Raw genomic sequence first — 23,267 nt, 5'->3', positions numbered from 1 at the left:
AGAACAATTACGCAAATCAAATAAATCATTGCAAAATTCAAACAATGCTGTTACAACATCAGCCCATTTAGTAAGGCGTATTGAAGAAGCATAATCGTTTTCCCATCTCTTATTTCACCACTTTTTACCATCTCCAGGGCTTTTTCAAATGGTAATTCCAAAACTTCTATATCTTCATTTTCTTCTTTAAGGCCACCGCCACAATGCAATTTCATTTCGCTCGAATATGCAGCCACAAAAAAGTACAATAATTCGGTAACCGAACCCGGAGACATATAGGCTTCGAAAACTTTTTCTACCTGATCGATCCTAAATCCAGTTTCTTCTTCAGTTTCCCTCCTGATGCAATCCTCAGCATTATCCTGATCCAACAATCCGGCACAACATTCAATCAGATAACCTGTGTCATTTCCGTTAATAAAAGTCGGAATTCTAAATTGACGGGTAAGCACAACTGTTTTATATTGCTTATTATACAATAAGATTGTGGCACCGTTCCCCCTATCATAAGCTTCACGCGCTAAAGTAGATTTAGCGCCATTAGTTCCCGTCATCTCGAAACTTACCTTTTTAAGCGTATACCAGTTATCGGATAAAATTTGAGTGTCCAGGATATTAATATTTTTCATATTTGATCATTATTGATTTATTATGATTAATTTTGATCAAATTAAATCATTATTTATGACTTTTCAAAAAAGAGCACATAAAATCCTAGAACTTTTAGAGGAGCTTGGCGAAGTAGAGATCAGACAATTGGCAGCAGAAATAGGTGTTTCTGAAGTTACCATAAGAAGGGATCTTGCAAATATGGCAACAAACGGACTGCTGTACCGTACACATGGTGGGGCCATGAAAGTAAGTGAGTTAATAAAACCAGTATCATTTATTAATAAGGCAGCAATTAATTTTAAAGCTAAAGATGCGCTCTGTAAAAGGGCTGCAGAAGATATTAATGATGGCGATGTTATATTCATCGACTGTGGAAGTACAGTTTTTAGGTTATGCCAATTTATCAGAAACAAAAAAATAAAAGTAATTACCAATTCCATACCTGTAGTTAATGAGTTGCAAAATAGTGCCGTAACCATTAACCTGATTGGTGGTGAAGTTGATCCGATCAGGCAGGCAGTTCATGGAGCAATGTCACTTGAGCATATAGGCAGATATCGCGCTTCAAAAGCTTTTTTAGGTGTGGATGGAATTACTGCCGAGGCACTATATGCCGGAAGTGAGCACGAAGCTTCGAATACTTTGGCTATGGCATCGCAAAGTGATTGTACTTACATGTTATGCGATGCCAGCAAAATAGGAAAAACTTCATATCTAAAGTTTAATGATTTATCATTGGTAAATATTTTGGTTACAGATTATAATGGGCCTGAAATAACAGCATTCCAGTCAAAAGGGATCTCAGTATATGCTGTAACGCATTAATATTATAGGGGTCTCAATTATTAGGAGAAAAATCCATGTGTGATTTCTACAACCGCATCATCAGCATAAAAAAAGATGGTAAAGAAGCTTGGAGCCTGCGTAATTACTAAAATATCTTCACGTTTAATATGGTTCTCGTTGATAAAAAGGGTAAGGCGCTCATGCGAACTGAAATAATCAGATTTTAAAACAATCATAACTTTAAGATTTTTATTAAGATGGCTAGATCCAATCAATGTTACAATGTCCACACGGATTAAAGGTAATTTCCAGCTAAGGCAAATAGCTTTGCAAGAATCGTTTCCTGTTTCAAAATGTATCGTGAGTTTTAATTTTCCATATCCCCACTGGGAAATACTACATCCTCAAAAGTCGAATCGGCATCCGACTTGAAAATATAATAATGCCTGATATAAGGTTTTAAGGGATCTGAAGGTAAAAACTGTTTAAATTCCATATATGCCAATTGATTACAAGATCGTAAAATTAGGGCAATTCCAAGCCCCAAGATTGTAAAAATCGGAACAAATTATACCTTGTTGAGACCATTAAGTGCTGTAATCAAAGTGTCGAAGCTTAAAAATAATCCTTTACCGCAACAACATATCTCTAAGATATTTTAAGCCCTGATATTCTTTATCACACTGATTTACAAGGAGTGGCAAGAAATAGCTTTTACCATCCATCAAAATTTCCGATATTTGTATCATTTAGAAGTCGTGATTAAATTCAAATCCCGACATTTTCTTTCCCCGCTAAAACAAGTGGGGCTTAATAAACGTTATGACAAACACAAATAAATCTGTAATTTTGAGCCATGTATAATAAAAGTGATATTGAATTAAAGGTAGCGGAATTTTTATTACAGATAAAAGCAATCAAATTACAGCCAAATAATCCTTTTACCTGGGCATCTGGCTGGAAATCGCCAATTTATTGCGACAACAGAATTACCCTTTCCCATCCTCAGGTTAGAACTTACATCCGTCAGAAACTTGCACAGGCCATTCAGGAAGAGTTTGGTTCGGTAGATGTTATTGCCGGTGTTGCAACCGCTGGAATCCCTCAAGGTGTTTTAGTAGCTCAAGAACTTGGCTTACCTTTTATCTACGTAAGAGCGAAGGCTAAAGAACATGGCACTGGAAGTTTAATTGAAGGAGAAGTGGTAGAAGGTCAACGTGTGGTGGTTATCGAAGATTTAATCTCAACCGGAAAAAGCAGTTTACAAGCTGTTGATGCATTAAGAGCTGCAGGTTTATCGGTAGCCGGCTTAGCCGCAATTTTCACTTATGGTTTCGAAAAAGCAGACGAAAATTTCGCAGCTGCAAAATGTCGTTACTTAACCTTATCAAACTATGGCGCTTTAATCGATTATGCTGCCGAGCACAGCATTATTGCCAAAAGTGATATGGAATTATTAAGTAAATGGCGTTTAAACCCTTCAGAATGGGGACAAGGACAAGTTTTAAGTTCGGAGTCTTAAGTTTGGAGTAAAAATCAAAAATCTATAAAAATATATAATGACTGTTATTGAAAGCGCAGTAGAGATAAATAAACCAGTTGCAGAGGTTTATACATTTCTATCTAATATGAATAATCATCAGCAACTGATGCCAGAAAATATTTACAACTGGGAATCTACAGAAGATGATGCACGGTTTACCATCCAAAATATGGCAAAATTGGCGATTAAGATTTCGAGCCGTATCGAAAATCAGGAAATAACAGCAATTCCGAGTGAAAAAGCACCTTTCGATGTAGAATTAAAGTGGACTGTAGCCGATAACGGAAACGGAACAACTACAGCTAAACACATTATCTCAGCTGATTTGAACATGATGATGAAAATGCTGGCATCTGGTCCGCTACAAAAACTGGCCGATCACCAAACAGAAAAACTGAAAGAAATATTAGGGTAATTGATTACACCGATTTAATTGATTACACAGATAAATGAGACGAGTTAAACCTCGTCTTTTTTTATGCGTAAAAATTCCATTGCGTTCTTTTATCAGCACATTATTTTAATACCTTAGTTTTAGAATAACCTTTAAACTATGAACCTCAGATTTTTCCAGGTAACTGCTTTATTTCTTGCCCTTGCTCCTATTTCCAAAACACTTGCTCAATCCGTTACAGCCTTAAAAACCGAATATTTAGTTAACCCAATCGGTTTAGATAATCCAAATCCGCGTTTTACATGGCAAATGAACGATGCCCGCCAAGGAGCTAAACAAACGGCTTACCGTGTTCTGGTAGATACCGATTCGGCTTCGCTTGTTAAAACCAGTGCAAAACTTTGGAATACTGGCTGGGTTACATCAGCTGATAACCTGGTTATTTATTCGGGCCAGCTACTAAAACCTTTTACTAAATATTATTGGAGGGTTGATATTGCTGATGGAAGCCAAAAAAAATCAGACAACGCTTATATCGCCAGCTTTGAAACCGGCATGATGAAAATGGAAAACTGGCAAGGTGCATGGATTTCGGATAATGAAAATACCAAGCTTAAGCCTGCGCCCTATTTCCGAAACACCTTTACTACGGTTAAAAAGATCAAATCGGCCAGGGCTTACATCGCTGCAGCTGGCTTGTACGAACTATCCATCAATGGCAAAAAAATCGGCAACCACCGCATGGACCCCATGTATACCCGTTTTGATAGACGAACATTATACGTTACCTACGATGTGACCCATGCCATTAGCAAAGGCAAAAATGCTATTGGCGTACTGCTGGGCAATGGTTGGTACAACCACCAATCAACTGCCGTTTGGTATTTCGACCGCGCCCCATGGCGCAATAGGCCAACTTTTTGTCTTGATGTGCGCATTACTTACGAAGATGGCACAACCGAAACCATTAAATCGGGTAAAGAATGGAAAACAGCTTTAAGCCCGATTATTTTTAATAGTATTTATACCGCCGAACATTACGATGCCCGTCTGGAAAAAGCAGGCTGGAACATGCCAGATTTTGACGATACAGATTGGAAAAATGTGATGTACCGTTCAGCGCCATCTAAAAATATTGTTGCACAGGCCATGCACCCCATCCGCAATGTTGAAGAAATAGCCAGCAAAAGTTTAAGAAAGTTTAACGATACCACTTACCTCTTCGATCTGGGCAGAAATATTTCTGGTGTAAGTAAAATCACGGTAAGCGGACCGGCAGGAACTGTTCTAAAACTGAAACATGGCGAGCGTTTATACCCTAACGGACACGTAGACATCTCGAATATTGATGCCCATTATCGTCCAACCGATAATACTGATCCATTTCAGACGGATATCCTGATTTTGAATGGGAAAGGCGAACAAAGTTTTATGCCACATTTCAATTATAAGGGTTTTCAATATGTAGAAGTGAGCAGCTCTGCTCCTATTGAATTGAAAAAAGAAAATCTTACAGGTTATTTTATGCACAGTGATGTGCCAGTTGTTGGAAATGTTAAATCTTCAGCTCCGATCATCAATAAAATCTATTACGCCACCAATAATTCTTACCTATCAAATCTTTTTGGCTACCCTACAGATTGTCCGCAGAGAGAGAAAAACGGCTGGACAGGCGACGCACAGATTGCGATAGAAACAGGGCTTTATGGTTTTGACGGCATTACCATTTACGAAAAATGGCTCGCCGATCACCGCGATGAGCAACAGCCGAATGGTGTTTTACCTTCCATTATCCCTACCGATGGCTGGGGTTACGAGTGGGGCAACGGCCCCGATTGGACGAGTACAATTGCCATTATCCCATGGAATGTTTACCTGTTTTATGGAGACAAAAAACTGCTTGCCGATTGTTACGGAAACATCAAAAAATACGTGAACCATATTGATGAAACCTACCCAACTGGTTTAACCACCTGGGGTTTGGGCGATTGGATCCCAGTAAAATCTAAATCTCCTGTCGAACTTACCTCTACCTGTTACTATTATGCTGATGTGCTTATTTTGGCCAAGGCAGCAAAAATTTTAGGTAAAAACGATGATTATGAAAAATACATGGCCCTGGCTAAAAAAATTAAAGATGCTTTTAATGCCAAGTATTTGAATAAAGAAAAAGGAATTTATGCTTCTGGTGTACAGACTGAAATGAGTGTTCCGCTTTATTGGAAAATTGTTCCGGAAGAATCGGTTGCCTTAGTGGCCCAAAATTTAGCCAAACGAGTAGAAGCCGATGGTTTCCACCTAGATGTGGGATTATTGGGTACAAAAGCTATTTTAAATGCGCTGAGCGAAAATGGTTACAGCGATATTGCCTACAAAGTTGCTGCTCAAAAAACCTATCCGAGCTGGGGCTGGTGGATGGAAAACGGAGCCACCACTTTATACGAGAACTGGCCCATTGATGCAAAATCGGATATATCGATGAACCACATTATGTTCGGAGAAATTGGTGCCTGGTTATACAAATCGCCAGGTGGTATCAAACCAGATGAAAAACAGCCTGGCTTTAAACATGTAATATTGGATCCGCACATTATGGAAGGCCTAAATTCTTTTGAGGCTAGCCATATTGGTCCGTATGGTAAAATTATAAGTGCATGGAAAAGAGTTAATAACGGAATCAGGTACGATATTACCATTCCTGCCAACTCCACCGCTACCTTTAATGTACCGAATACAAGTGGTATGAGTGTTTATGTCAATGGTAAAATGACTAATAACACCAAAATAGATTTAGCAGCTGGTAAGTATGTAATTGAGCATAAAACCCAACAATAATTCAGACCTCGTAGGTTTTTGAAACCTGCGAGGTCTAAACCTACAAGACTAATTAATCACATACCTAGATCCAATGAGGTGACTTAGGTAGTCAATATTTTTTTTTAGAAAAGCAGGGTTCGGTGCTTTTAGGTTATGAAAGTCCTGCTATACCTCCAAGTCCTCACTCATTCTTCGCTCCGGGCTTTCCGTTCTATCAGGTTTATTTAACAAATTCAGTGGTTTTTGGCCATACATCATGCAGGCCTCGATATATCTTACAACGGTAAATACCGCGTTAGGGATTGTAAGGGTTCAGTAACGATCCTTCATCGGTACCGGAGCGCAGCGCAGCCCTGAAAAGCCCGGGCCCTTGCGCAGCTTGGGTAACGCCCAAATCAGTTAACAGTTGGCAATTCACAACACAAACTCCCAATACGACAAATTTTCAGTATAAACAATTAATTATCAGTAATTTAGTCATTAAAAACAAAATCTGACCGACAAAATTTCCGATTGTAAAATCAAAACCGCTGTGGCATTTGTTTTGACTTAAACGGGAATATGAACTTCAACAATTTTACTATAAAAGCCCAGGAAGCAGTTCAACAGGCTTCTGAAATAGCCCAAGGCAATCAGCAACAGGCTATTGAAACGGCACACCTGCTTAAAGGTTTGCTTACTGTTGATGAAAACGTTGTTTCTTATGTTTTAAAGAAACTGAACGTTAACCTAAATTCACTAAATCAAAACTTAGATGCAGAGATTGCTAAGTTCCCGAAAGTGAGCGGAAGCAATGTCTATCTGTCATCTAATGCCAATAGCGCCCTGCAGAAAGCGCAAACATTTTTAAAAGAATTTAAAGATGAATTTGTGTCTGTAGAGCATTTATTGTTAGGCATATTAGCCGTTAACGATAGCACTTCGAAATTATTAAAAGAACAGGGCGTTAACGAAAAAGACCTTAAAAAAGCCATTGTAGAATTGCGTGGCGATAATCGTGTAACGGATCAAAACGCCGAAGCTACTTACCAGGCCTTAAGCAAATATGCAAGGAATTTAAACGAATATGCCGAGAGCGGAAAGCTTGATCCGGTGATCGGCCGCGATGAAGAAATCCGCCGCGTGATCCAGATTTTATCGCGCAGAACCAAGAACAACCCGATTTTAATTGGTGAGCCTGGTGTGGGTAAAACAGCCATTGCGGAGGGAATAGCTTTTAGGATTATTAAAGGTGATGTACCTGAAAATTTAAAGAGCAAAGTGGTTTACTCCCTTGATATGGGTTCACTTATTGCAGGTGCAAAATATAAAGGCGAGTTCGAAGAACGTTTAAAAGCTGTGGTTAAAGAAGTTACCCAGAGCGATGGCGAAATCGTACTGTTTATTGATGAGATCCACACTTTGGTAGGTGCTGGTGGTGGCGAAGGTGCAATGGATGCAGCGAACATTTTAAAACCTGCCCTTGCCCGTGGAGAATTGCGTGCCATTGGTGCGACAACTTTAGATGAATATCAAAAATATTTAGAAAAGGATAAAGCACTAGAACGCCGTTTCCAAAAAGTAATGGTTGAAGAACCAGATACGCAGGATGCGATTTCTATCCTCCGTGGATTGAAAGAACGTTACGAAACACACCATAAGGTAAGGATTAAAGATGAAGCAATTATTGCAGCTGTAGAAATGAGTCAGCGCTATATTTCAGACCGTTTTTTGCCAGATAAGGCCATCGATTTAATGGATGAGGCTGCATCTAAATTGCGCATGGAGATGGACAGTGTGCCAGAAAATGTGGATGCTTTAGACCGTGAAATTATGCGTTTAGAGATTGAACGCGAAGCCATTAAGCGTGAAAAAGACGACAGGAAAGTTAAAGAGCTTTCAGAAGAAATTGCCAACCTATCGGCCGAACGTGATGAATTTAAAGCCAAATGGCAAGGTGAGAAAGACCTGGTAGATGCAGTAAACAACGAGTTAGAGCAGATTGAGCACTATAAATTAGAAGCTGAGCAGGCAGAACGCGCAGGCGATTACGGTAAAGTAGCCGAAATCCGTTACGGAAAAATTAAAGAGGCCCAGGATAAAGTTGAAAAACTGAAAGCCGATTTAGAAAGCCAGCAAAGCGATAGCCGTATGCTTAAGGAAGAAGTTACAGCTGATGATATTGCAGGCGTAGTTGGCCGCTGGACAGGCATTCCGGTTACCAAACTGATTGCCAGTGAACGCGAAAAACTACTTCATTTAGAAGAAGAATTACACCAGCGTGTGGCTGGGCAGGATGAAGCAATCGAAGCCATTTCTGATGCGATCCGTCGCTCGCGTGCAGGCTTGCAGGATAAACGTAAACCAATCGGCTCTTTCATCTTTTTAGGTACAACCGGAGTGGGTAAAACAGAACTAGCGAAAGCATTGGCAGAATTTTTATTCAACGATGAAAATGCATTAACACGTATCGATATGAGTGAATATCAGGAACGTCATGCAGTTTCACGTTTAATTGGAGCGCCTCCGGGCTATGTTGGTTACGATGAAGGCGGGCAGTTAACCGAGGCCGTTAGGCGTAAACCTTACTCTGTAGTATTGCTTGATGAGATTGAAAAAGCGCATCCGGATGTATTTAATATCCTGCTACAGGTGTTGGATGATGGACGTTTAACCGATAATAAAGGAAGGACGGTGAATTTCAAAAACACCATCATCATCATGACCTCAAACATTGGCGCACATTTAATTCAGGATAACTTTAAAAACTTAAGCGATGAAAACCGCGAGGAAGTAATTGCGAAAACCAAAAACGAATTGTTTGAAGTATTAAAACAGACCATTCGTCCGGAGTTTTTGAACAGGATTGATGAGCTGATTATGTTTACACCGTTAAACCGTAGCGAAATCAGAAATATTGTAAGCTTGCAGTTTAAACATGTACAGCAAACATTGGCCGAAATGGGCATAGAAATGGATGCCAGTGATGAAGCTTTAGATTGGTTGGCACAATTGGGTTACGATCCACAGTTTGGTGCCAGGCCGTTAAAAAGAGTTATCCAAAAAAGAATCCTAAATGAGTTGTCGAAAGAGATATTGGCAGGTAAGATAGATAAAGACAGCAAAATTAAGTTGGATATGTTCGATCATAACTTTGTGTTCCTGAACCAAAACGTTGATTAATACATACTGATCAAATCCCGTCTCAATTAAATTGGGGCGGGATTTTTTTTGTTATAAATTTTAAAGGCTTAGGAAAAAGACCAGGCATATTTTAGCTTTTTTTAACAAATAGCCTGTTGTGACAGCAGTTTTAGATGCTTAAAATTGTAACCACAACCTCTTAAAGATGAATCTAAAAACCTATCTGCTCTTTATTTTGATGTGCTTTTCGACTCAAAGTTTTTCGCAAAAATTTCAAAAATCGGCACTTTTAAAAAATATCAATACCCTACCTATGCCTGATACAGGCAAATTTGTTTCTGCGTTCTTTAGCACAAATGAAGAACCTAATATCGTAGCCACACATTTGCTTGCCCCGCAGGTTGATGCTTTGGCAACTATAATTATGACTAGCACCCTGGGTAAAGGACAGATTTTTGCCATAGGCTCATCCGAGTATTTTGAAAGCAAATTATTGAGCGATCAAAATGTCCAAAAACTATTAAAAAACATACTCGAAAATGTAAGCACTCACCATAAAAAACTTAAAGTAGCTGTAACCAAAACAGCTGATGCGGCGTTGCTCAATGCATTAAAAGCCAACAAGGTTAAAGTTTACATAGCCCATGGGAGTAAATTACAGTCAGGTACTGACATTTACTTTTTAACAAATGATGTAAAGGATACAACGGAACTTAAAGCCATTGAAAAATACATATCTGATGGTGGAAGTTTGGTATACGGTTCCCCCTATCCGGGTATTTTTAAACATCGTGACCAAACTAAATCCTATCTCAACGACCTGGTTAAAATAAACAGTTTGCTAAGCAAGGCGGGCATATTTAATGCCTATACTTTGTTAATGGCTAAACATCCCAAAGATAGTTTGATACTAAAAAATGAACCTTTTTATCTGCTATTGAAGAATATACTGAGTGAGTTGGCAAAATCTTCTCCTAAAGAGACCACCCCTACCGAATATGCTTATGGTATAGAGCCTACGCTCGACCTGACTTTTTCAAACCATGCGGATACCAGTAGGATTACCAAGAAAATAAAATCGATCCTTTCAATTAGCGACTCACTTCCTATACCAACATTAAAAAGACCACTTGATATTTCAACACCCGCTAAAAAAGCGGGCTATAAATTTTCAAAATATCTTTTTGACAAAAGCCATAATATAGATAAAGCAGCAGATTTTGTTTACCCGGAAAGTAAATCATTTCCAGGCGAAGTGCCTAAAAACGCAAAAAGAACTGTTGAGCAGATCAATATAGATGTTAAAGTAGGCTCGCAGGGATTAGCAGACCCCTATCCGGATTATTATAGGCTGCACAGTACCGGAGTTTACGTACCAGCAGGTGAGAAAGTCAGCATTGTGGCCGATCCTAAATACAAAAATCAACATTTAAAGGCTCAGATAGGTATCCACAACGACGATTTAAAACACATGGATAATCTGGTAAGGGCCGGTTTTGATTTAACCAGATCATTCGAACTGGATAAAGATACGACAAACGTTTTTTCACCTTATGGCGGACTGCTATACATCAGAATTCCAGACAGTTCTACACTTAAATCAATTAATGTTACCGCAAGTGGTGTGGTTAAAGCACCTTATTACAAGTTAGAAAAGAATACACTTGCCGAATGGGAAACGATCAAAAATAACCCTGCGCCATGGACAGAGCTGGCTACAGATAAGATTATACTCACCGTACCAACCTATCGCATTAAAAACTTGGAAAATCCAGAATCGTTAATGAAATTCTGGGATCAGGTTATGGATGCTGATGCCGATCTGGCCATCATTAACAGGAACAGAACACATCCCGAAAGGATAATCATTGATAACCAGGTTGCCTACGGCTATATGTATACCGTTTGGGATAAAATTGTGGCACCCGACGATGAAAGTTGCGAATGGATGCTAAACGAAAAAATACTGAAAGAAAAAGGAAGCTGGGGCCATTTCCACGAGTTAGGCCATCGCCATCAATTTTGGGGTCTTGATATGGATGAAGTTAGTGAAATAACCACTAACCTTTATACAATATATGTATATGATAAAGCATTAAAAAAGGGCTTATATAATCACGATGGAATTGCAAGTAGAGATAAAGTAAAGGAGAAAATCCATAATTATCTTCAAAACCAGCCTACTTTTGAAAAATGGGGAAAGAGCCCCTTTACCGCTTTATGCATGTACATCCAAATTATTGAACATTTTGGATGGGAGTCTATTATCAAAGCCAATAAAATATACCGCGAAATGGATCCTAGCAAATACTACGACTATCCGCTGAGTAACCAACAACGGATAGATCTCTGGTATACAACGATCTGTAAAACCACTGATGCCAATTTATCTTCCTTTTTTGAAGTCTGGAAAATACCGGTGAGTGAAAAAGCAAAAAGCGATACACGCAGCTATAAAACCTGGCTCCCAACCGAGCTTGTTACTTACCTTCCACATTAGGCAACAGTTAGTCATATTAAATCCCATAGAATCAATTTCTTTGGGATTTTTCTGTTTACTTTTTCAGCCGGCGTTTTATTAATGGTTTTCTATTGTTTTCATTTGTATTAATGAGTTCGGCAATGCCTCGGTTTTGGTGCTTTTTGACGCCAAAAAGAAGGAGCCCTTCGGCGGCGACGAACCGAGGCAAGACTATCCGGCAGAACAAAATAAAATATCTTTATACATCATTCATATTGATTTTTATGCAATAAATTTAAACTCAAAATGACGATTTTTGCATGAAGATCCTTCGACTACGCTCAGGATGACAACTTTCAATAGCAAAATATCATCTCAACTGAATCGTTGCCTGGATGGATTTAGCTGCGCTGAGCACTTAGGTAGTTCCCGGCTATGTTGCACCCGATAGCTATCGGGTCCTCGCGAAATGACAGCGGCGTATTGATCCCTCATTCAAAAATACATTTTAGGTAACTAACATGATAGTTCATTTTCTTGCTTTTTGTTTCAATAATGATTATTATTGATTACACACAAAAACACAAATAAAATGAAACCTAAATTAATCATCATGGCGCTGCTATGCGCTGTCAGTTGGCGCAGCTATGCCCAAACTGAAAAGGGCTCTGGCTTTATAGGCGGAAGCATCAGTTTCGGAACCTCTAAACAAAACAGTTCGTCGCCCAGCTTAAACACGTTTACCTTAACGCCAAGGGGAGGCTATTTTTTAGCCAATAATTTTGCAATAGGCTTAGAAATTCCTTTAAACCTGTCGAAGCTTAGGGGCGAAAGTTATATCGCATGGAATGAAGAATACGGATATTACGAAGACCGCTATGGTCCAAAGGAATTTAGCTTCGGCTTCTCCCCATTTGTACGCAAATATGTGGATGTTAAAAATCGGTTTAAGTTTTTTATGCAAGCTAACCTATTGCTCCAGATCAATACTTTTAACAGGATTGATGAAGAAGGTTACCTGATCCGAACAGATGCCAAAATAAAGGGATGGGGCGCAAGCATAAGCCCTGGCTTTAGTTATTTCCTATCCAGACATGCAGCCTTGGAGTTTTCATTGCCAGTTGTATCTTTCTTCCATCAAAATTATTATGCCGAAGAATCGCTCTACAATTACGACAAAACCAATAACCTGAAACTGGCTCTGCAAAACTTTACCCCAACATTTACTTTCAACTATCACTTTTAACAGCTTAAAAATGAAAAATATATTCACCAAAACATTAAGCTTAATCAGCATCAGCTTATTATTTCTTTTAAGCCTTTCCAACCAGGCAATTGCTCAACGCTTTCGTGGTAAAATAGAATATTACAGCAGTATATTCCCTTCTGAAGATGGAAAAATCAAGTCTATTAACGGCACTAAAATTGAATACTACAATTCGGTTTTTAAATCGGAAGATGGAAAAGTAAAAACAATAGGCGATAAAAGAGTGGAATACTATAATAGTGTATTCCCTTCTGAGGATGGAAAAATTAAAGCTATTGGCGATATCAGAATTGAATATTATAATTCCGTTTTTAAATCGGAAGACGGAAAAATTAAATCAATCGGTCATATCAAATTTGAGTACAATAATACTGGCTCGCAAAAAAGTGATGGTAAAGTAGAATCAATCACCAATGAAAACGACGATTCCGAATCGGAAGACGCATTAGACACCTATTATTTTATTGAAAGACTCAACTGTCAATAATTTACAATCCCATAAACATTTGAATCCAGATTAATATTTAGTCTGGATTTTTTTATTTACTGACATTCAAAAAATTAACATAAAATTAACTAAACATATAGTTTTATATTGTTTTTTTATTCTATCATTGAATACACAAAAAACACAAATGAAAATGAAAAAACAATTATTAACGTTGGTAGCACTATGCGCTATCGCCATGGCAACTCATGCCCAAACAGAAAAAGGAGATAACTTAATCGGGGGAAGTTTTAATATTTCTTCTTCAAAAACTGAATCGCCAAATTACGAAAAAAGAAATTTTTACGGCATCAATCCGAGTTATGCACATTTTTTTTCTAAAAACTTAGCAATTGGATTAACTGCGGGTTTTAGCTATAGTAAAAATTTTAATAGCAATTTTGATTCTAATTTCAACACAACCTCTACAAGAACAAGTAAACAAAAAAGTTTTTCAGTGGGGCCTGTAGTGAGATATTATGTAGATATTGTTGACAAACTTAAAGCATTTGGACAGTTTAGTGGAACGATTGGTATTGTAAAAACTAATGAAACCAGTACCTATGCTTATAATTATCCACTTAGTTCAAAATTCACACAATATCATGCATCTATACAACCTGGACTAGCATTTTTTCCAACTAAAAAACTGGGCATAGAGCTTGGTTTCCGTTTATTATCATACAATAAAATTGATTACGACGGTAAAGAGCCTTCAAATATTTGGTACGAAACAGAAGCATTTGATTTTGGGTTTAACACTTTTAGCCCATTTCTTGGATTTAACTTTCACTTTTAAAATCATAGAAGCTGTCCTATAAAGTTAATTTTAAATCGAATCTGTCACGCTGTCCAAAGGACTCCTACGGAGAGCCTGTCGAAACGCTAAAACATATATTTTGGCTAGTCCTTCGACAGGCTCAGGATGACAAAATCAATACTAATGAGACAGTCTCTTTTATTTCTTTTTCGTTTCAATATTCGGCAAGAACCCTGTTAACAAACCGATTATAGGCAGAAATGCACAAATATTAAATACATATTCGATACTGGTAGAATCGGCCAATTTGCCCAACAAAGCCGATCCGATGCCACCCATGCCAAAGGCAAAGCCAAAAAATAGCCCTGCAACCAAACCAACTTTCCCAGGAATCAACTCCTGTGCATAAACAAGTATTGCGGAGAATGCGGATGCCAAAATCATCCCGATGGGAACAATAAGTACCCCTACCCAAAACAGGTTGGCATGTGGCAGTAATAATGCAAATGGAGCAGTTCCTAATATAGATGCCCATATTACATATTTCCGTCCTATTTTATCGCCTATTGGTCCGCCCAGCAAGGTTCCGGCAGCTACCGAAAATAAGAATACAAATAAATAGATCTGCGAGGTTTGCACTGAAACATGGAATTTATCGATCAGGTAAAAGGTAAAATAATTGGTCAGACTCGCCATGTAGAAATACTTCGAGAAAATCAACAAGAGTAAGATACAAACAGAAAAAATCACCTTAGTTCTCGAAAATTGATTCACAACAGTTTGAATATTGATTTTTTTACTTCTTGAAAGCATAAATCCCCTGTACCAATTGCCTACATAGGTTAAAATAATAATGGCCAAAAGTGCAATTACCGAAAACCAGATTACGCTGAACTGTCCGTATGGAACAATGATCCAGGCAGCCAACAACGGACCCAAAGAACTCCCTGCATTACCTCCTAATTGAAAAACAGATTGAGCCAATCCCCTCTTTCCTCCTGATGCGGCGTGTGCCATACGTGACGCCTCGGGGTGAAATATAGAAGAACCTATCCCAATAAAACATACAGAAAGCAATATAGTGTAGAAATGGGTTGATTGTGAAAGCGAAATTAACCCGATCAGCGTAAAACCCATCCCTACTGCCAGTGAATATGGCTGAGGCTTTTTATCTGTATACAAACCCACAAATGGCTGTAATAATGATGCCGCCAATTGAAAGGTCAAAGTAATTAAACCAATTTGCGAAAAACTTAAATGATAACTGGTTTTGATGATGGGGTAAATCGCAGGAATTAGCGATTGTATGGTATCATTAAGTAAATGCGAAAAACTTAATGCGAAAAGTATCGGGAAAACGGTTTTTTCAATAATGGTAGTGGTCGTGCTATTCTCAGTCATATCGGTAAATTATGCTGCCAAAAATAGTGATTATAAATTTTTAAACTACTCCGTTTGTCCTTGCGAAAACCAAACATTTTTATAAAGTTCTGGTTTTATAGCTATGGAAAAGAACAGAAAAATTGTCGGCTTATGCGGAAGTTTAAGAAAAGGATCGTACAATGCCATGCTACTTAAAGTTGCAGGCGGTTTAATCCCTGAAGGTATCCAATTTGAAACGGTGACTTTCGATGATATTCCCATTTACAACGCAGACCTCGATTTACCAGAAACAGAAGAAAGGCCCGAAAGTGTATCAAAATTCAGAGATGCGCTCGCCAGTGCCGATGCTTTTATTATTGTTTCTCCCGAATATAACTATTCTATTCCCGGTGGATTAAAAAATGCCATCGACTGGGCCAGCCGTGGAAAAGATTCGCCTTTGATGCATAAACCGGTTGCCCTGATGGGCGCAACACAGGGCATGTGGGGAACAGTTAGAATGCAAACTGCATTTTTACCTGTTTTTACCTTCCTGAATATGAATCCGGTTTTACAACCAGAAGTGTTAGTTGCCCAGGCTCAAAATAAATTCGATGCTGAAGGAAATCTGATCGACGAGAAAACCATTGGTATCATCAAAAAGAAAATAGAAAATTTAATATCTGCCTGCAAAGTTTAATTCAAAACGGCAAAGATCCCTATCCAAAACCTGCCATTTAAGACACTTCAAAATCTGACATTTATACAAAAAAAGTCAGATTGTCAATTTGTCATGACCAAAAATTAATCAATCGATTAATTTTTGGTCATGCGAAAATAATATTGGCTTAACACTAATTTTATATCTGTTTATCAATTAAGCAGTTGACCAAAAACTGATTTTTTGATGACGCTAGACAAGTTTTTTGGCACAAGTGTTGACTTTTAGGCAAATATAGTCAGATATTAAAAAAGTAAAATTGACTATATTTTTATAACAAATAAATAATAAAAAAGATGAAAAAACTATTATTATCTTTAGTAGCAGTAGCAGGTTTAGTTTATGGTGCACAAGCACAAACTGAAAAAGGAAATTTTATGTTAGGTGGTAATGTAGGTGTAAACTCTACAAAAGTTGACGGCGCTCCAAAAGCAGATTTCAACTTTAGCGTATTACCAAGTGTTGGTTATTTTATCAGCAACAATTTTGCAATCGGTACAGGTGTTGGTTACGAATACAATAAAGAAGTAAGCAACAAAACTAAGGATGGTGCTTTTAAAGTTGCTCCATTCGGACGTTACTATGTTGGTTTATCTGATCAATTCAAATTCTTCGGACAATTATCAGTGCCATTGGCATTTGGTGAGTTAAAAGCAACTGATGCTAACGGCGATAACGCAGTTAAATTGGGTACTACTACTAAAATCGGTGTAGAACTTGCTCCAGGATTTGCGTTTTTCCCAACAAAAAGAATCGGTATCGAACTTTCGGTTAAAGGTTTAAGCTACGAAAATTATACTGTTAAAGCTGAAGGAACTGGCGCTAAAGTTAAAACCAACACTTTTGGCCTAAACGCTGATACTTTCGCACCAAGATTAGGTGTACAGTTCTACTTTTAATTAAACCTTCCTTCGGGAAATGTTTAATAAATGACTTTTTTTCAAGAAGCGTCCCGGTTTACCATCGGGACGCTTTTTGTTTTACTTCTTTTCTCTAATGGCTTTAAATTCAGATCCGTTTTTCCATTTCGGATAAGAATCTTCATTACTGATGCGGTAGCCCATATCAAAGAGCATTCTTACATCTTCTACAATACCTGATAAATCCCATGTTTTGGCATCGAAATTATCCTGTGGTGAATGGTAACGGAACTTTGTAAAATCGGCCACTTGTTTTAATCCCCATGTCCTGCCGTTTTTAATGTTATCTACGCCTGAACCTGTAAACAGTGAGGGTACACCAACCTTAGCCAAATTAAAATGATCGGAACGGTAATACAAGCCCGATGATGGTACAGGATCTGGCACGATTACCCTTCCCTGTTTTTTAGCCGCCGCTGTAGCATAATCTTCCAGTTCTGACTGGCCAAAGCCGTACACCACAATATCTTTGGTTTTACCGGCTATACCCATCATATCCATATTGATATTGGCGACGGTTTTGGCTAGTGGAAAAACAGGATGTTTGGCATAATACTCAGAACCTAAAAGGCCCTGTTCTTCAGCCGTATAAGAAATAAATAAAATAGTACGCCCTGGTGCTTTAGGCAACTTTTTAAAGGCCGAAGCAATTTCGAATAAAGCGGCTACACCTGTTGCATTATCAACCGCTCCGTTGTAAATCGAATCACCCTGTATTTTCTCTCCTACCCCTAAATGATCCCAATGTGCGGAATAAATAATAGCTTCATCTTTACGTTTATCGCCAGGTATTTTAGCCAGAACATTATAAGTAACCGATTTTTTGATGGTATTTTTAACCTTTACTGAAGTTGTAATGTTTAAATCGACAGCTTTAAAACCTTTTTTCCGAGCACCTAAAGCCAATTGATCGAATGATTTACCATCCAGTGCAAATAGCAGTTTCGCCTTATCTAAAGTAATCCAGCCTTCTACTACAGCCCTGCTCATTCCATTGTCTTCGCTTTGCAGGGTAAGTTTAGATTTCGACCAGCCACTTCGAACAACTGTCCAGGGATAAGCCGCTGGTTCGGTATCGTGTACGATGATGATCCCTGTTGCACCCTGACGGGCAGCTTCTTCGAACTTATAGGTCCATCTGCCATAGTAAGTCATATTTTTCCCTTTAAACAAGGTAGAATCGGCAAAGCCAGGGTCATTAATCAACACCACTACTGTTTTTCCTTTTACATCAAGGTTTGCATAATCGTTCCAGCCATACTCGGGCGCAACAATGCCATACCCGGCAAAAACCAGTGGCGAGTTATTCATGCTTACTTCATCTTGCACGCGGCGGGTACCGGCTACAAAATCAGTTAGATAATTTAAGGTTAAAGATGCTGTTTTGCCTTTAAACACCATTTTATCTTCAGGCACCGATTTAATCTCAACCATAGGAACCTCCTGAAAGAAACTGTCACCATTGCCTGGCTGTAAGCCCAATTTTTCGAACTGAGTTTTTAGATATTTAATGGTTTTGGTTTCTCCATTTGTAAAAGGCTTTCGCCCTTCTAAACTATCAGCTGCAATTACCGATAAATATTGAGTTAAACTCGAGTCATTAATGGCCTTGATGGCTAAAGAATCGGCATCAGCATCAGTGCTTTTTGCGCCTTGCTTGCAGGAACCAAAGAAAAGGAGCGCATAACTGGAAAGCAGAAGGAGTTTTTTCATTTATAAAGGATTGTTTTTTGATAATTAATCGCATTTGCTGAAAAATACGAAGAAAATGGCAAATTCTTACAGGTATTTATGAAACGTATCGTCATCTCGACCGCAGTGGAGAGATCTGAGTAAGGAAAAATTATTTCTTAATCAGCTTAAATTTCTTTAACTGCTGCCCATTTTTATTGATCACACCTACATAAACACCTGTAGATAAAGCATTAAGGGCAAATTTATTAGAACTTGTGGCCTTTTCTTCAAAAACCTTTTGTCCTAAAATATTAAAAATAGATAAATTATAATCTTCGAACGATCCGCTCAGAATGGTTAAATAATCGGCTACGGGATTAGGGAAGAAAGAAAATTCATTCTCTTTAAGGAATACAACAGATACCAGATCGCTCTGCACCTGACTGTTGGCCGTTTCGAAAGTAACGCGATAAAACTGGATGCCAGCTTTCGGCTTATCGTCAAAAATGGTATAATCGAGTTGATTCTGAACAGGTTGGGTTTGCTGTAAAACGGTGTAAGTATTAACTCCCGTCTGTTTTTCCCAAATGATATTTTTTAAATCCAAAGTACTTCCAATACTCAGATCGAGTTTTACTTTATCCTCACTTACAGATGCCGATAAATTCTTCACATAACAGGCAATGCCTTGTTGTGTATAATCGATGGTATAACTTTTTAAACCTGTAAAATCTACTCCGTTAGCTGCTATCGCAAAATATTTGCTATTAATCTTGCTTGCATCAAGCTTAACTATGGTATCAGTGAGGGTTAACACGGGAGAAAGCATATTATCTACGATATTGTACAAAGTATAATCTTTTGCCCCAGGCTGTGGATTCCAGTTGAGCACCGCCCCGTCTTTACATACATAGCCAACTTTCAATACCCTTGGACTAGAAATCGTAAATGATTGACTCAATATTACATTTCCCTCCACTTCCATTTTTATCATTGCTTTAGCAAACAAATCTGGCGTGTCCCAATGGTAAAAACCTTTACTTAAATCGATCCCCGAAGCAATTGATTTCCATGTAGTCCCTCCATCATAGCTCACCGATAAGTTTCCGGTTTTACTGGTGTAAGTATTTTCCCACCTGATGTAGTTTTGTTCATTGGCAAAAAACTGTTCGTTTTTTTCGGGATTGATGAACGAAAAAGTGTTTTTGAGTGTATAACGAAAAGCCATCGCAAAGCGCTGGCTATTGCCCTGTGCGATCCTGTTACCCTTAACATGAATCTTATAAGCACCCGCCGAGGGATTATCAAGGCTAACCTGCTGAATGGTATTGATAACGTCGGCTTTACGCACCGCTGGCTTCGAGAGGGAATCTAAATGAGGAAAGCTGCTTAACACCCAGGGCAGCGTTAAATTTCCGGCAGGATTTTCTAGACTTAAATCCAACCCATTAACCAAACTTTGTGCTGCATTTACCACAGCAGGAGGATCGTTCCAGGTAATGGTTAGTTTCACTTCAGCTACATTTGCCGGAATTGCCAGGGGAATAAGCAAATCCTGATTTTTGGCCACTTCGTACAAAGACACCCTGTTTTCATCTAAAGTTTTTAACGACTGGGCGACATTCAATTTTCCATAGCCATATAAAAAATCTAGTTGTGGTGTTCCCAAGTCATCAGCCGAATTAATTACTGTTGCTCTAATTAATGAAGCAGAAGCCGCTTTTTTATATTTCTGCCGATAAAATTGTTCTAACAAAGCGATTGATCCACTGGTAATTGCAGCAGAGCCCGATGTTCCGTCTTCGCCCAAGGCAACAAGTTCAGGTTTTACGCGTCCATCATATGCAGGACCTTTGCTGCTCAGGTTTTCAGAAATATTTTCTCTATTAATCCCCCCTATCACCAATAAGTTTTTAGCCTGCTTAAAATTGCCTGTTAAATTGGCTCTGGCGGTTATCCCTTGATAAAAACCAACTGATGGCGTTGCTGTTCCTTTATTTCCGGCAGAAAAAATATGGATCAAAGTATCAGTTTCGTAAATCTGCTTATCATACGCAGCCGCTTCCATTCCGTAGTCATTGTCTATATCGGTACCATATGAATGGTTTTGAACCTTAATCTGAAGCCGGTTTAAATCAGTCACCAAATCTGGCATTAAATTAGAAAAATCAGAATATGCCAGTTTGGATTTAGGCGCGGCACCTAAACCACGGATAAAGGAATTGCCGTTTCCTAATGCCAAAGTAGCCATAATGGTCGCGTGGGAGGTTGGCGTTTTGCCTATAATCGCACCAGGTAAAGTTTTACCTAATAGATCAAGATCGGTCGCATCGTACATCCCTTCTTTAAATGAAACATTTATTCCCGCACCATCAATACCAGGAAAAAGACTGTGGGCATTAGAAATTTGGTTTAAGCCCAGGTCGAGTCCATTAATTACCACCTCCTCTTTAGCAACAGGTAAAACATCAGCGTATAAAACGTCATCCTGCTCCAATATCAACATTAAATCAGCCGGCAAAATATAAAGCATAATCATGTTGTTGATATCATCTATTGATTTTATGCTTAATTTTTTAGTTGAACCAGGTAAAGCATTTATATTTTTAAAGGATAACCTGACCATAATGGAATCGTCCTTTTTTGTAGACCTGGCAAGCACTTTGATTAACCGATCGCTGGCCTTCCATAGTCCGTTAGCTTTTTCTTGATAAATTACATGATTGGAGAGGCTGGAAACAGCCGATTTTTCGACAATAAAATAATCGCCGGCAAGTTTCTTTTTAGGATGCAATAACTGAATTTCGGTAGCCGTTAACTTACGGTTGAACCGAACCAAAATGAGGCTTTCGGTACTTAATTTTTGCGAATTGCCCGTTTTGGAAATATATTTCTCAAAATATTTTTCTATTCCACCAGGTTGTACTTGTGCGTTTAAACAAAACACAGACAGACAAAAACATATAACTAAAAATACAGTAGCGACTCTCAATATTTATTTTATTGTAAAATTTTGTTTACATCATTTATCTTCCCTAAATTAGGATTTATAAGGTAATCCACAAATTTTATTAACTAACTTATTTAACCTAAACTAATTTAATTTTAACTAAGATGAAAAGAACAAAATTTTTATCGATTGCAGCAGCATGCCTTCTACTCACGAATTTATACTCATGTAAGAGTAATAATACAGAAAATGCAGTAGAAAACAAAACTGATATTTCAGCAGACAAGTTATCACAGATCAAATCCTTAGGCTTCAGTACCGACAATATCCGTAAGATAGATGAAGGTTATTTGGTAGAGGGAGATATTCTTTTAACTGACGACAATTTAGCTGAACCTTCTACTGGTGCAAATTTAAACATTGCCGAAACTGAACAGTACCGAACCACAAACATTGTTAAATCATTACCACGCGTAATTACAGTGTCGGTAACCAATTTACCTCAGGTATATAGCGATGCGGTTAACACCATGATTTCGAGATACAACTCATTGGGTTTACGTATTACTTTCCAAAGGGCTAGCGCAGGTACAACCGGAAATATTAATGTTGTGGGTTTTAACGAAGGTCCAAGTGGTGGCTTTATTACCTTAGGCTCTGCGGGCTTCCCTACTTCTTCAGGTCAGCCTTTTAACCAGATCAGAATGAACACCAATACAGCGGCATATGGTACCAATCCTAATTTATTGTATCTGGCTTCAGTTATCCAGCACGAAGTTGGCCATTGTATCGGTTTCCGCCATACAGATTATATGAACCGTGCCTTTAGCTGTGGCGCAAGTGGCGCAGGTAATGAAGGTGCATCAAACGTAGGCGCAATTAGAATCCCAGGAACGCCTTCAACTCCTGATGCAGGCTCATTTATGCTAGCTTGTTCTAATGGTGGCAACCGTACTTTCAACGCAAATGATGTGATTGCAGTAAATTACCTTTACAAATAAAAACATTAACGGATTACCTTAACAGATCAGAAGCCCCGAAAATTTCGGGGCTTTTTTGTTTATTAACCACAGATGGACACTGACAAACACGGATTGAATCTGTGTTCATCCTTTTTCTCTGTGGTTAAAAATAACAAAATGGTTTGTGAGGACACAAACCATGGAAGAGAAGGAAAAATTTGTTTCCCTAAAACAATAGATGGTTAATAGGAAAATGGTTTAACCACAGATGAACACTGACAAACACGGATGAATCTGTGTTCATCCTTTTTATCTGTGGTTAAATAAATAACAAAATGGTTTGTGAGGATACAAACCATGGAAGAGAAGGAAAAATTTGTTTCCCTAAAACAATAGATGGTTAATAGGAAAATGGTTTAACCACAGAT

The 23,267-nt window shown here is 38.4% G+C and carries 17 protein-coding genes; 12 read left to right on the top strand and 5 right to left on the bottom strand.

The genetic code is table 11. The features are described 5' to 3' along the window. Window positions 1-50: 50 nt before the first annotated feature. Window positions 51-629, bottom strand: a complete 579-nt coding sequence (gene nudK / locus AC07VK_RS01935) for a GDP-mannose pyrophosphatase NudK (RefSeq protein ID WP_492957953.1) — start codon at window positions 627-629, stop codon at window positions 51-53. Between the two features lie 55 nt (window positions 630-684). Here nudK and AC07VK_RS01930 point away from each other — a divergent pair, with 55 nt between their 5' ends. Continuing rightward, window positions 685-1,437, top strand: a complete 753-nt coding sequence (locus AC07VK_RS01930) for a DeoR/GlpR family DNA-binding transcription regulator (protein ID WP_492955877.1) — start codon at window positions 685-687, stop codon at window positions 1,435-1,437. A gap of 20 nt (window positions 1,438-1,457) precedes the next feature. On the opposite strand, the gene AC07VK_RS01925 is transcribed toward AC07VK_RS01930, so the two are convergent. Next, entirely contained in the window at window positions 1,458-1,634 is a 177-nt protein-coding gene (locus AC07VK_RS01925; protein ID WP_492957951.1) for a hypothetical protein, read from the bottom strand. Between the two features lie 620 nt (window positions 1,635-2,254). Between AC07VK_RS01925 and pyrE the strand changes: the two genes are divergently transcribed. The 8 genes from pyrE (at window position 2,255) to AC07VK_RS01885 (ending at window position 14,289) form a co-directional block, all read left to right on the top strand. Then, window positions 2,255-2,920, top strand: coding sequence for an orotate phosphoribosyltransferase (pyrE, locus tag AC07VK_RS01920; RefSeq protein WP_492955872.1), 666 nt, complete (start codon window positions 2,255-2,257; stop codon window positions 2,918-2,920). A gap of 37 nt (window positions 2,921-2,957) precedes the next feature. Next, window positions 2,958-3,356, top strand: coding sequence for an SRPBCC family protein (locus AC07VK_RS01915; RefSeq protein WP_492957947.1), 399 nt, complete (start codon window positions 2,958-2,960; stop codon window positions 3,354-3,356). A gap of 138 nt (window positions 3,357-3,494) precedes the next feature. Next, the gene (locus AC07VK_RS01910; RefSeq protein ID WP_492957945.1) at window positions 3,495-6,170 is read left to right on the top strand and encodes an alpha-L-rhamnosidase; all 2,676 of its coding nucleotides are present in this window, start codon (window positions 3,495-3,497) and stop codon (window positions 6,168-6,170) included. 543 nt (window positions 6,171-6,713) lie between these two features. Continuing rightward, window positions 6,714-9,314: an ATP-dependent chaperone ClpB gene (clpB, locus tag AC07VK_RS01905; protein WP_492955869.1), complete on the top strand. Its 2,601-nt coding sequence runs from the start codon at window positions 6,714-6,716 to the stop codon at window positions 9,312-9,314. Window positions 9,315-9,480: 166 nt separating this feature from the next. Further along, window positions 9,481-11,775 carry a M60 family metallopeptidase gene (locus AC07VK_RS01900; protein ID WP_492957943.1) on the top strand — a complete coding sequence of 765 codons (2,295 nt, stop codon included), beginning with the start codon at window positions 9,481-9,483 and terminating at the stop codon, window positions 11,773-11,775. A 553-nt stretch (window positions 11,776-12,328) separates the two neighbouring features. Beyond that, window positions 12,329-12,982, top strand: a complete 654-nt coding sequence (locus tag AC07VK_RS01895; protein WP_492955867.1) for a hypothetical protein — start codon at window positions 12,329-12,331, stop codon at window positions 12,980-12,982. A 10-nt stretch (window positions 12,983-12,992) separates the two neighbouring features. After that, a complete protein-coding gene (locus tag AC07VK_RS01890; protein WP_492957941.1) occupies window positions 12,993-13,490 on the top strand; it encodes a hypothetical protein in 498 nt (165 codons plus the stop codon). A 154-nt stretch (window positions 13,491-13,644) separates the two neighbouring features. Then, the gene (locus AC07VK_RS01885) at window positions 13,645-14,289 is read left to right on the top strand and encodes an outer membrane beta-barrel protein (RefSeq protein WP_492957939.1); all 645 of its coding nucleotides are present in this window, start codon (window positions 13,645-13,647) and stop codon (window positions 14,287-14,289) included. Window positions 14,290-14,448: 159 nt separating this feature from the next. Here AC07VK_RS01885 and AC07VK_RS01880 read toward each other — a convergent pair whose 3' ends face one another. Further along, on the bottom strand, window positions 14,449-15,651 hold the full coding sequence (locus AC07VK_RS01880; RefSeq protein ID WP_492957937.1) for an MFS transporter: 1,203 nt from the start codon (window positions 15,649-15,651) through the stop codon (window positions 14,449-14,451). Window positions 15,652-15,754: 103 nt separating this feature from the next. Between AC07VK_RS01880 and AC07VK_RS01875 the strand changes: the two genes are divergently transcribed. Continuing rightward, entirely contained in the window at window positions 15,755-16,312 is a 558-nt protein-coding gene (locus AC07VK_RS01875) for an NADPH-dependent FMN reductase (RefSeq protein ID WP_492957935.1), read from the top strand. 317 nt (window positions 16,313-16,629) lie between these two features. Further along, window positions 16,630-17,232 carry an outer membrane beta-barrel protein gene (locus tag AC07VK_RS01870; RefSeq protein WP_492955862.1) on the top strand — a complete coding sequence of 201 codons (603 nt, stop codon included), beginning with the start codon at window positions 16,630-16,632 and terminating at the stop codon, window positions 17,230-17,232. Between the two features lie 81 nt (window positions 17,233-17,313). Here AC07VK_RS01870 and AC07VK_RS01865 read toward each other — a convergent pair whose 3' ends face one another. Together AC07VK_RS01865 and AC07VK_RS01860 are read right to left on the bottom strand one after the other, a co-directional pair. Then, on the bottom strand, window positions 17,314-18,966 hold the full coding sequence (locus AC07VK_RS01865; RefSeq protein ID WP_492957934.1) for a M28 family metallopeptidase: 1,653 nt from the start codon (window positions 18,964-18,966) through the stop codon (window positions 17,314-17,316). Window positions 18,967-19,096: 130 nt separating this feature from the next. Continuing rightward, on the bottom strand, window positions 19,097-21,874 hold the full coding sequence (locus AC07VK_RS01860) for a S8 family serine peptidase (RefSeq protein WP_492957933.1): 2,778 nt from the start codon (window positions 21,872-21,874) through the stop codon (window positions 19,097-19,099). A 167-nt stretch (window positions 21,875-22,041) separates the two neighbouring features. On the opposite strand from AC07VK_RS01860, the gene AC07VK_RS01855 reads away from it, so the two are divergent. Further along, entirely contained in the window at window positions 22,042-22,878 is an 837-nt protein-coding gene (locus AC07VK_RS01855) for a M57 family metalloprotease (RefSeq protein ID WP_492957931.1), read from the top strand. Window positions 22,879-23,267 lie beyond the last annotated feature (389 nt).

The organism is Pedobacter sp. GW821-FHT01D05 (assembly GCF_059422505.1).
This window is presented reverse-complemented; position numbering and strand designations above follow the sequence as displayed.

Excerpts from the sequence above, each read along its gene's own strand:
- AC07VK_RS01930 (WP_492955877.1), top strand. The coding sequence starts at position 685 with ATGACTTTTCAAAAAAGAGCACATAAAATCCTAGAACTTTTAGAGGAG.
- clpB (WP_492955869.1), top strand. The coding sequence starts at position 6,714 with ATGAACTTCAACAATTTTACTATAAAAGCCCAGGAAGCAGTTCAACAG.
- AC07VK_RS01910 (WP_492957945.1), top strand. The coding sequence starts at position 3,495 with ATGAACCTCAGATTTTTCCAGGTAACTGCTTTATTTCTTGCCCTTGCT.
- AC07VK_RS01915 (WP_492957947.1), top strand. The coding sequence starts at position 2,958 with ATGACTGTTATTGAAAGCGCAGTAGAGATAAATAAACCAGTTGCAGAG.
- AC07VK_RS01870 (WP_492955862.1), top strand. The coding sequence starts at position 16,630 with ATGAAAAAACTATTATTATCTTTAGTAGCAGTAGCAGGTTTAGTTTAT.
- pyrE (WP_492955872.1), top strand. The coding sequence starts at position 2,255 with ATGTATAATAAAAGTGATATTGAATTAAAGGTAGCGGAATTTTTATTA.
- nudK (WP_492957953.1), bottom strand. The coding sequence starts at position 629 with ATGAAAAATATTAATATCCTGGACACTCAAATTTTATCCGATAACTGG.
- AC07VK_RS01925 (WP_492957951.1), bottom strand. The coding sequence starts at position 1,634 with ATGATTGTTTTAAAATCTGATTATTTCAGTTCGCATGAGCGCCTTACC.
- AC07VK_RS01880 (WP_492957937.1), bottom strand. The coding sequence starts at position 15,651 with ATGACTGAGAATAGCACGACCACTACCATTATTGAAAAAACCGTTTTC.
- AC07VK_RS01875 (WP_492957935.1), top strand. The coding sequence starts at position 15,755 with ATGGAAAAGAACAGAAAAATTGTCGGCTTATGCGGAAGTTTAAGAAAA.
- AC07VK_RS01865 (WP_492957934.1), bottom strand. The coding sequence starts at position 18,966 with ATGAAAAAACTCCTTCTGCTTTCCAGTTATGCGCTCCTTTTCTTTGGT.
- AC07VK_RS01895 (WP_492955867.1), top strand. The coding sequence starts at position 12,329 with ATGAAACCTAAATTAATCATCATGGCGCTGCTATGCGCTGTCAGTTGG.
- AC07VK_RS01855 (WP_492957931.1), top strand. The coding sequence starts at position 22,042 with ATGAAAAGAACAAAATTTTTATCGATTGCAGCAGCATGCCTTCTACTC.
- AC07VK_RS01890 (WP_492957941.1), top strand. The coding sequence starts at position 12,993 with ATGAAAAATATATTCACCAAAACATTAAGCTTAATCAGCATCAGCTTA.
- AC07VK_RS01900 (WP_492957943.1), top strand. The coding sequence starts at position 9,481 with ATGAATCTAAAAACCTATCTGCTCTTTATTTTGATGTGCTTTTCGACT.
- AC07VK_RS01885 (WP_492957939.1), top strand. The coding sequence starts at position 13,645 with ATGAAAAAACAATTATTAACGTTGGTAGCACTATGCGCTATCGCCATG.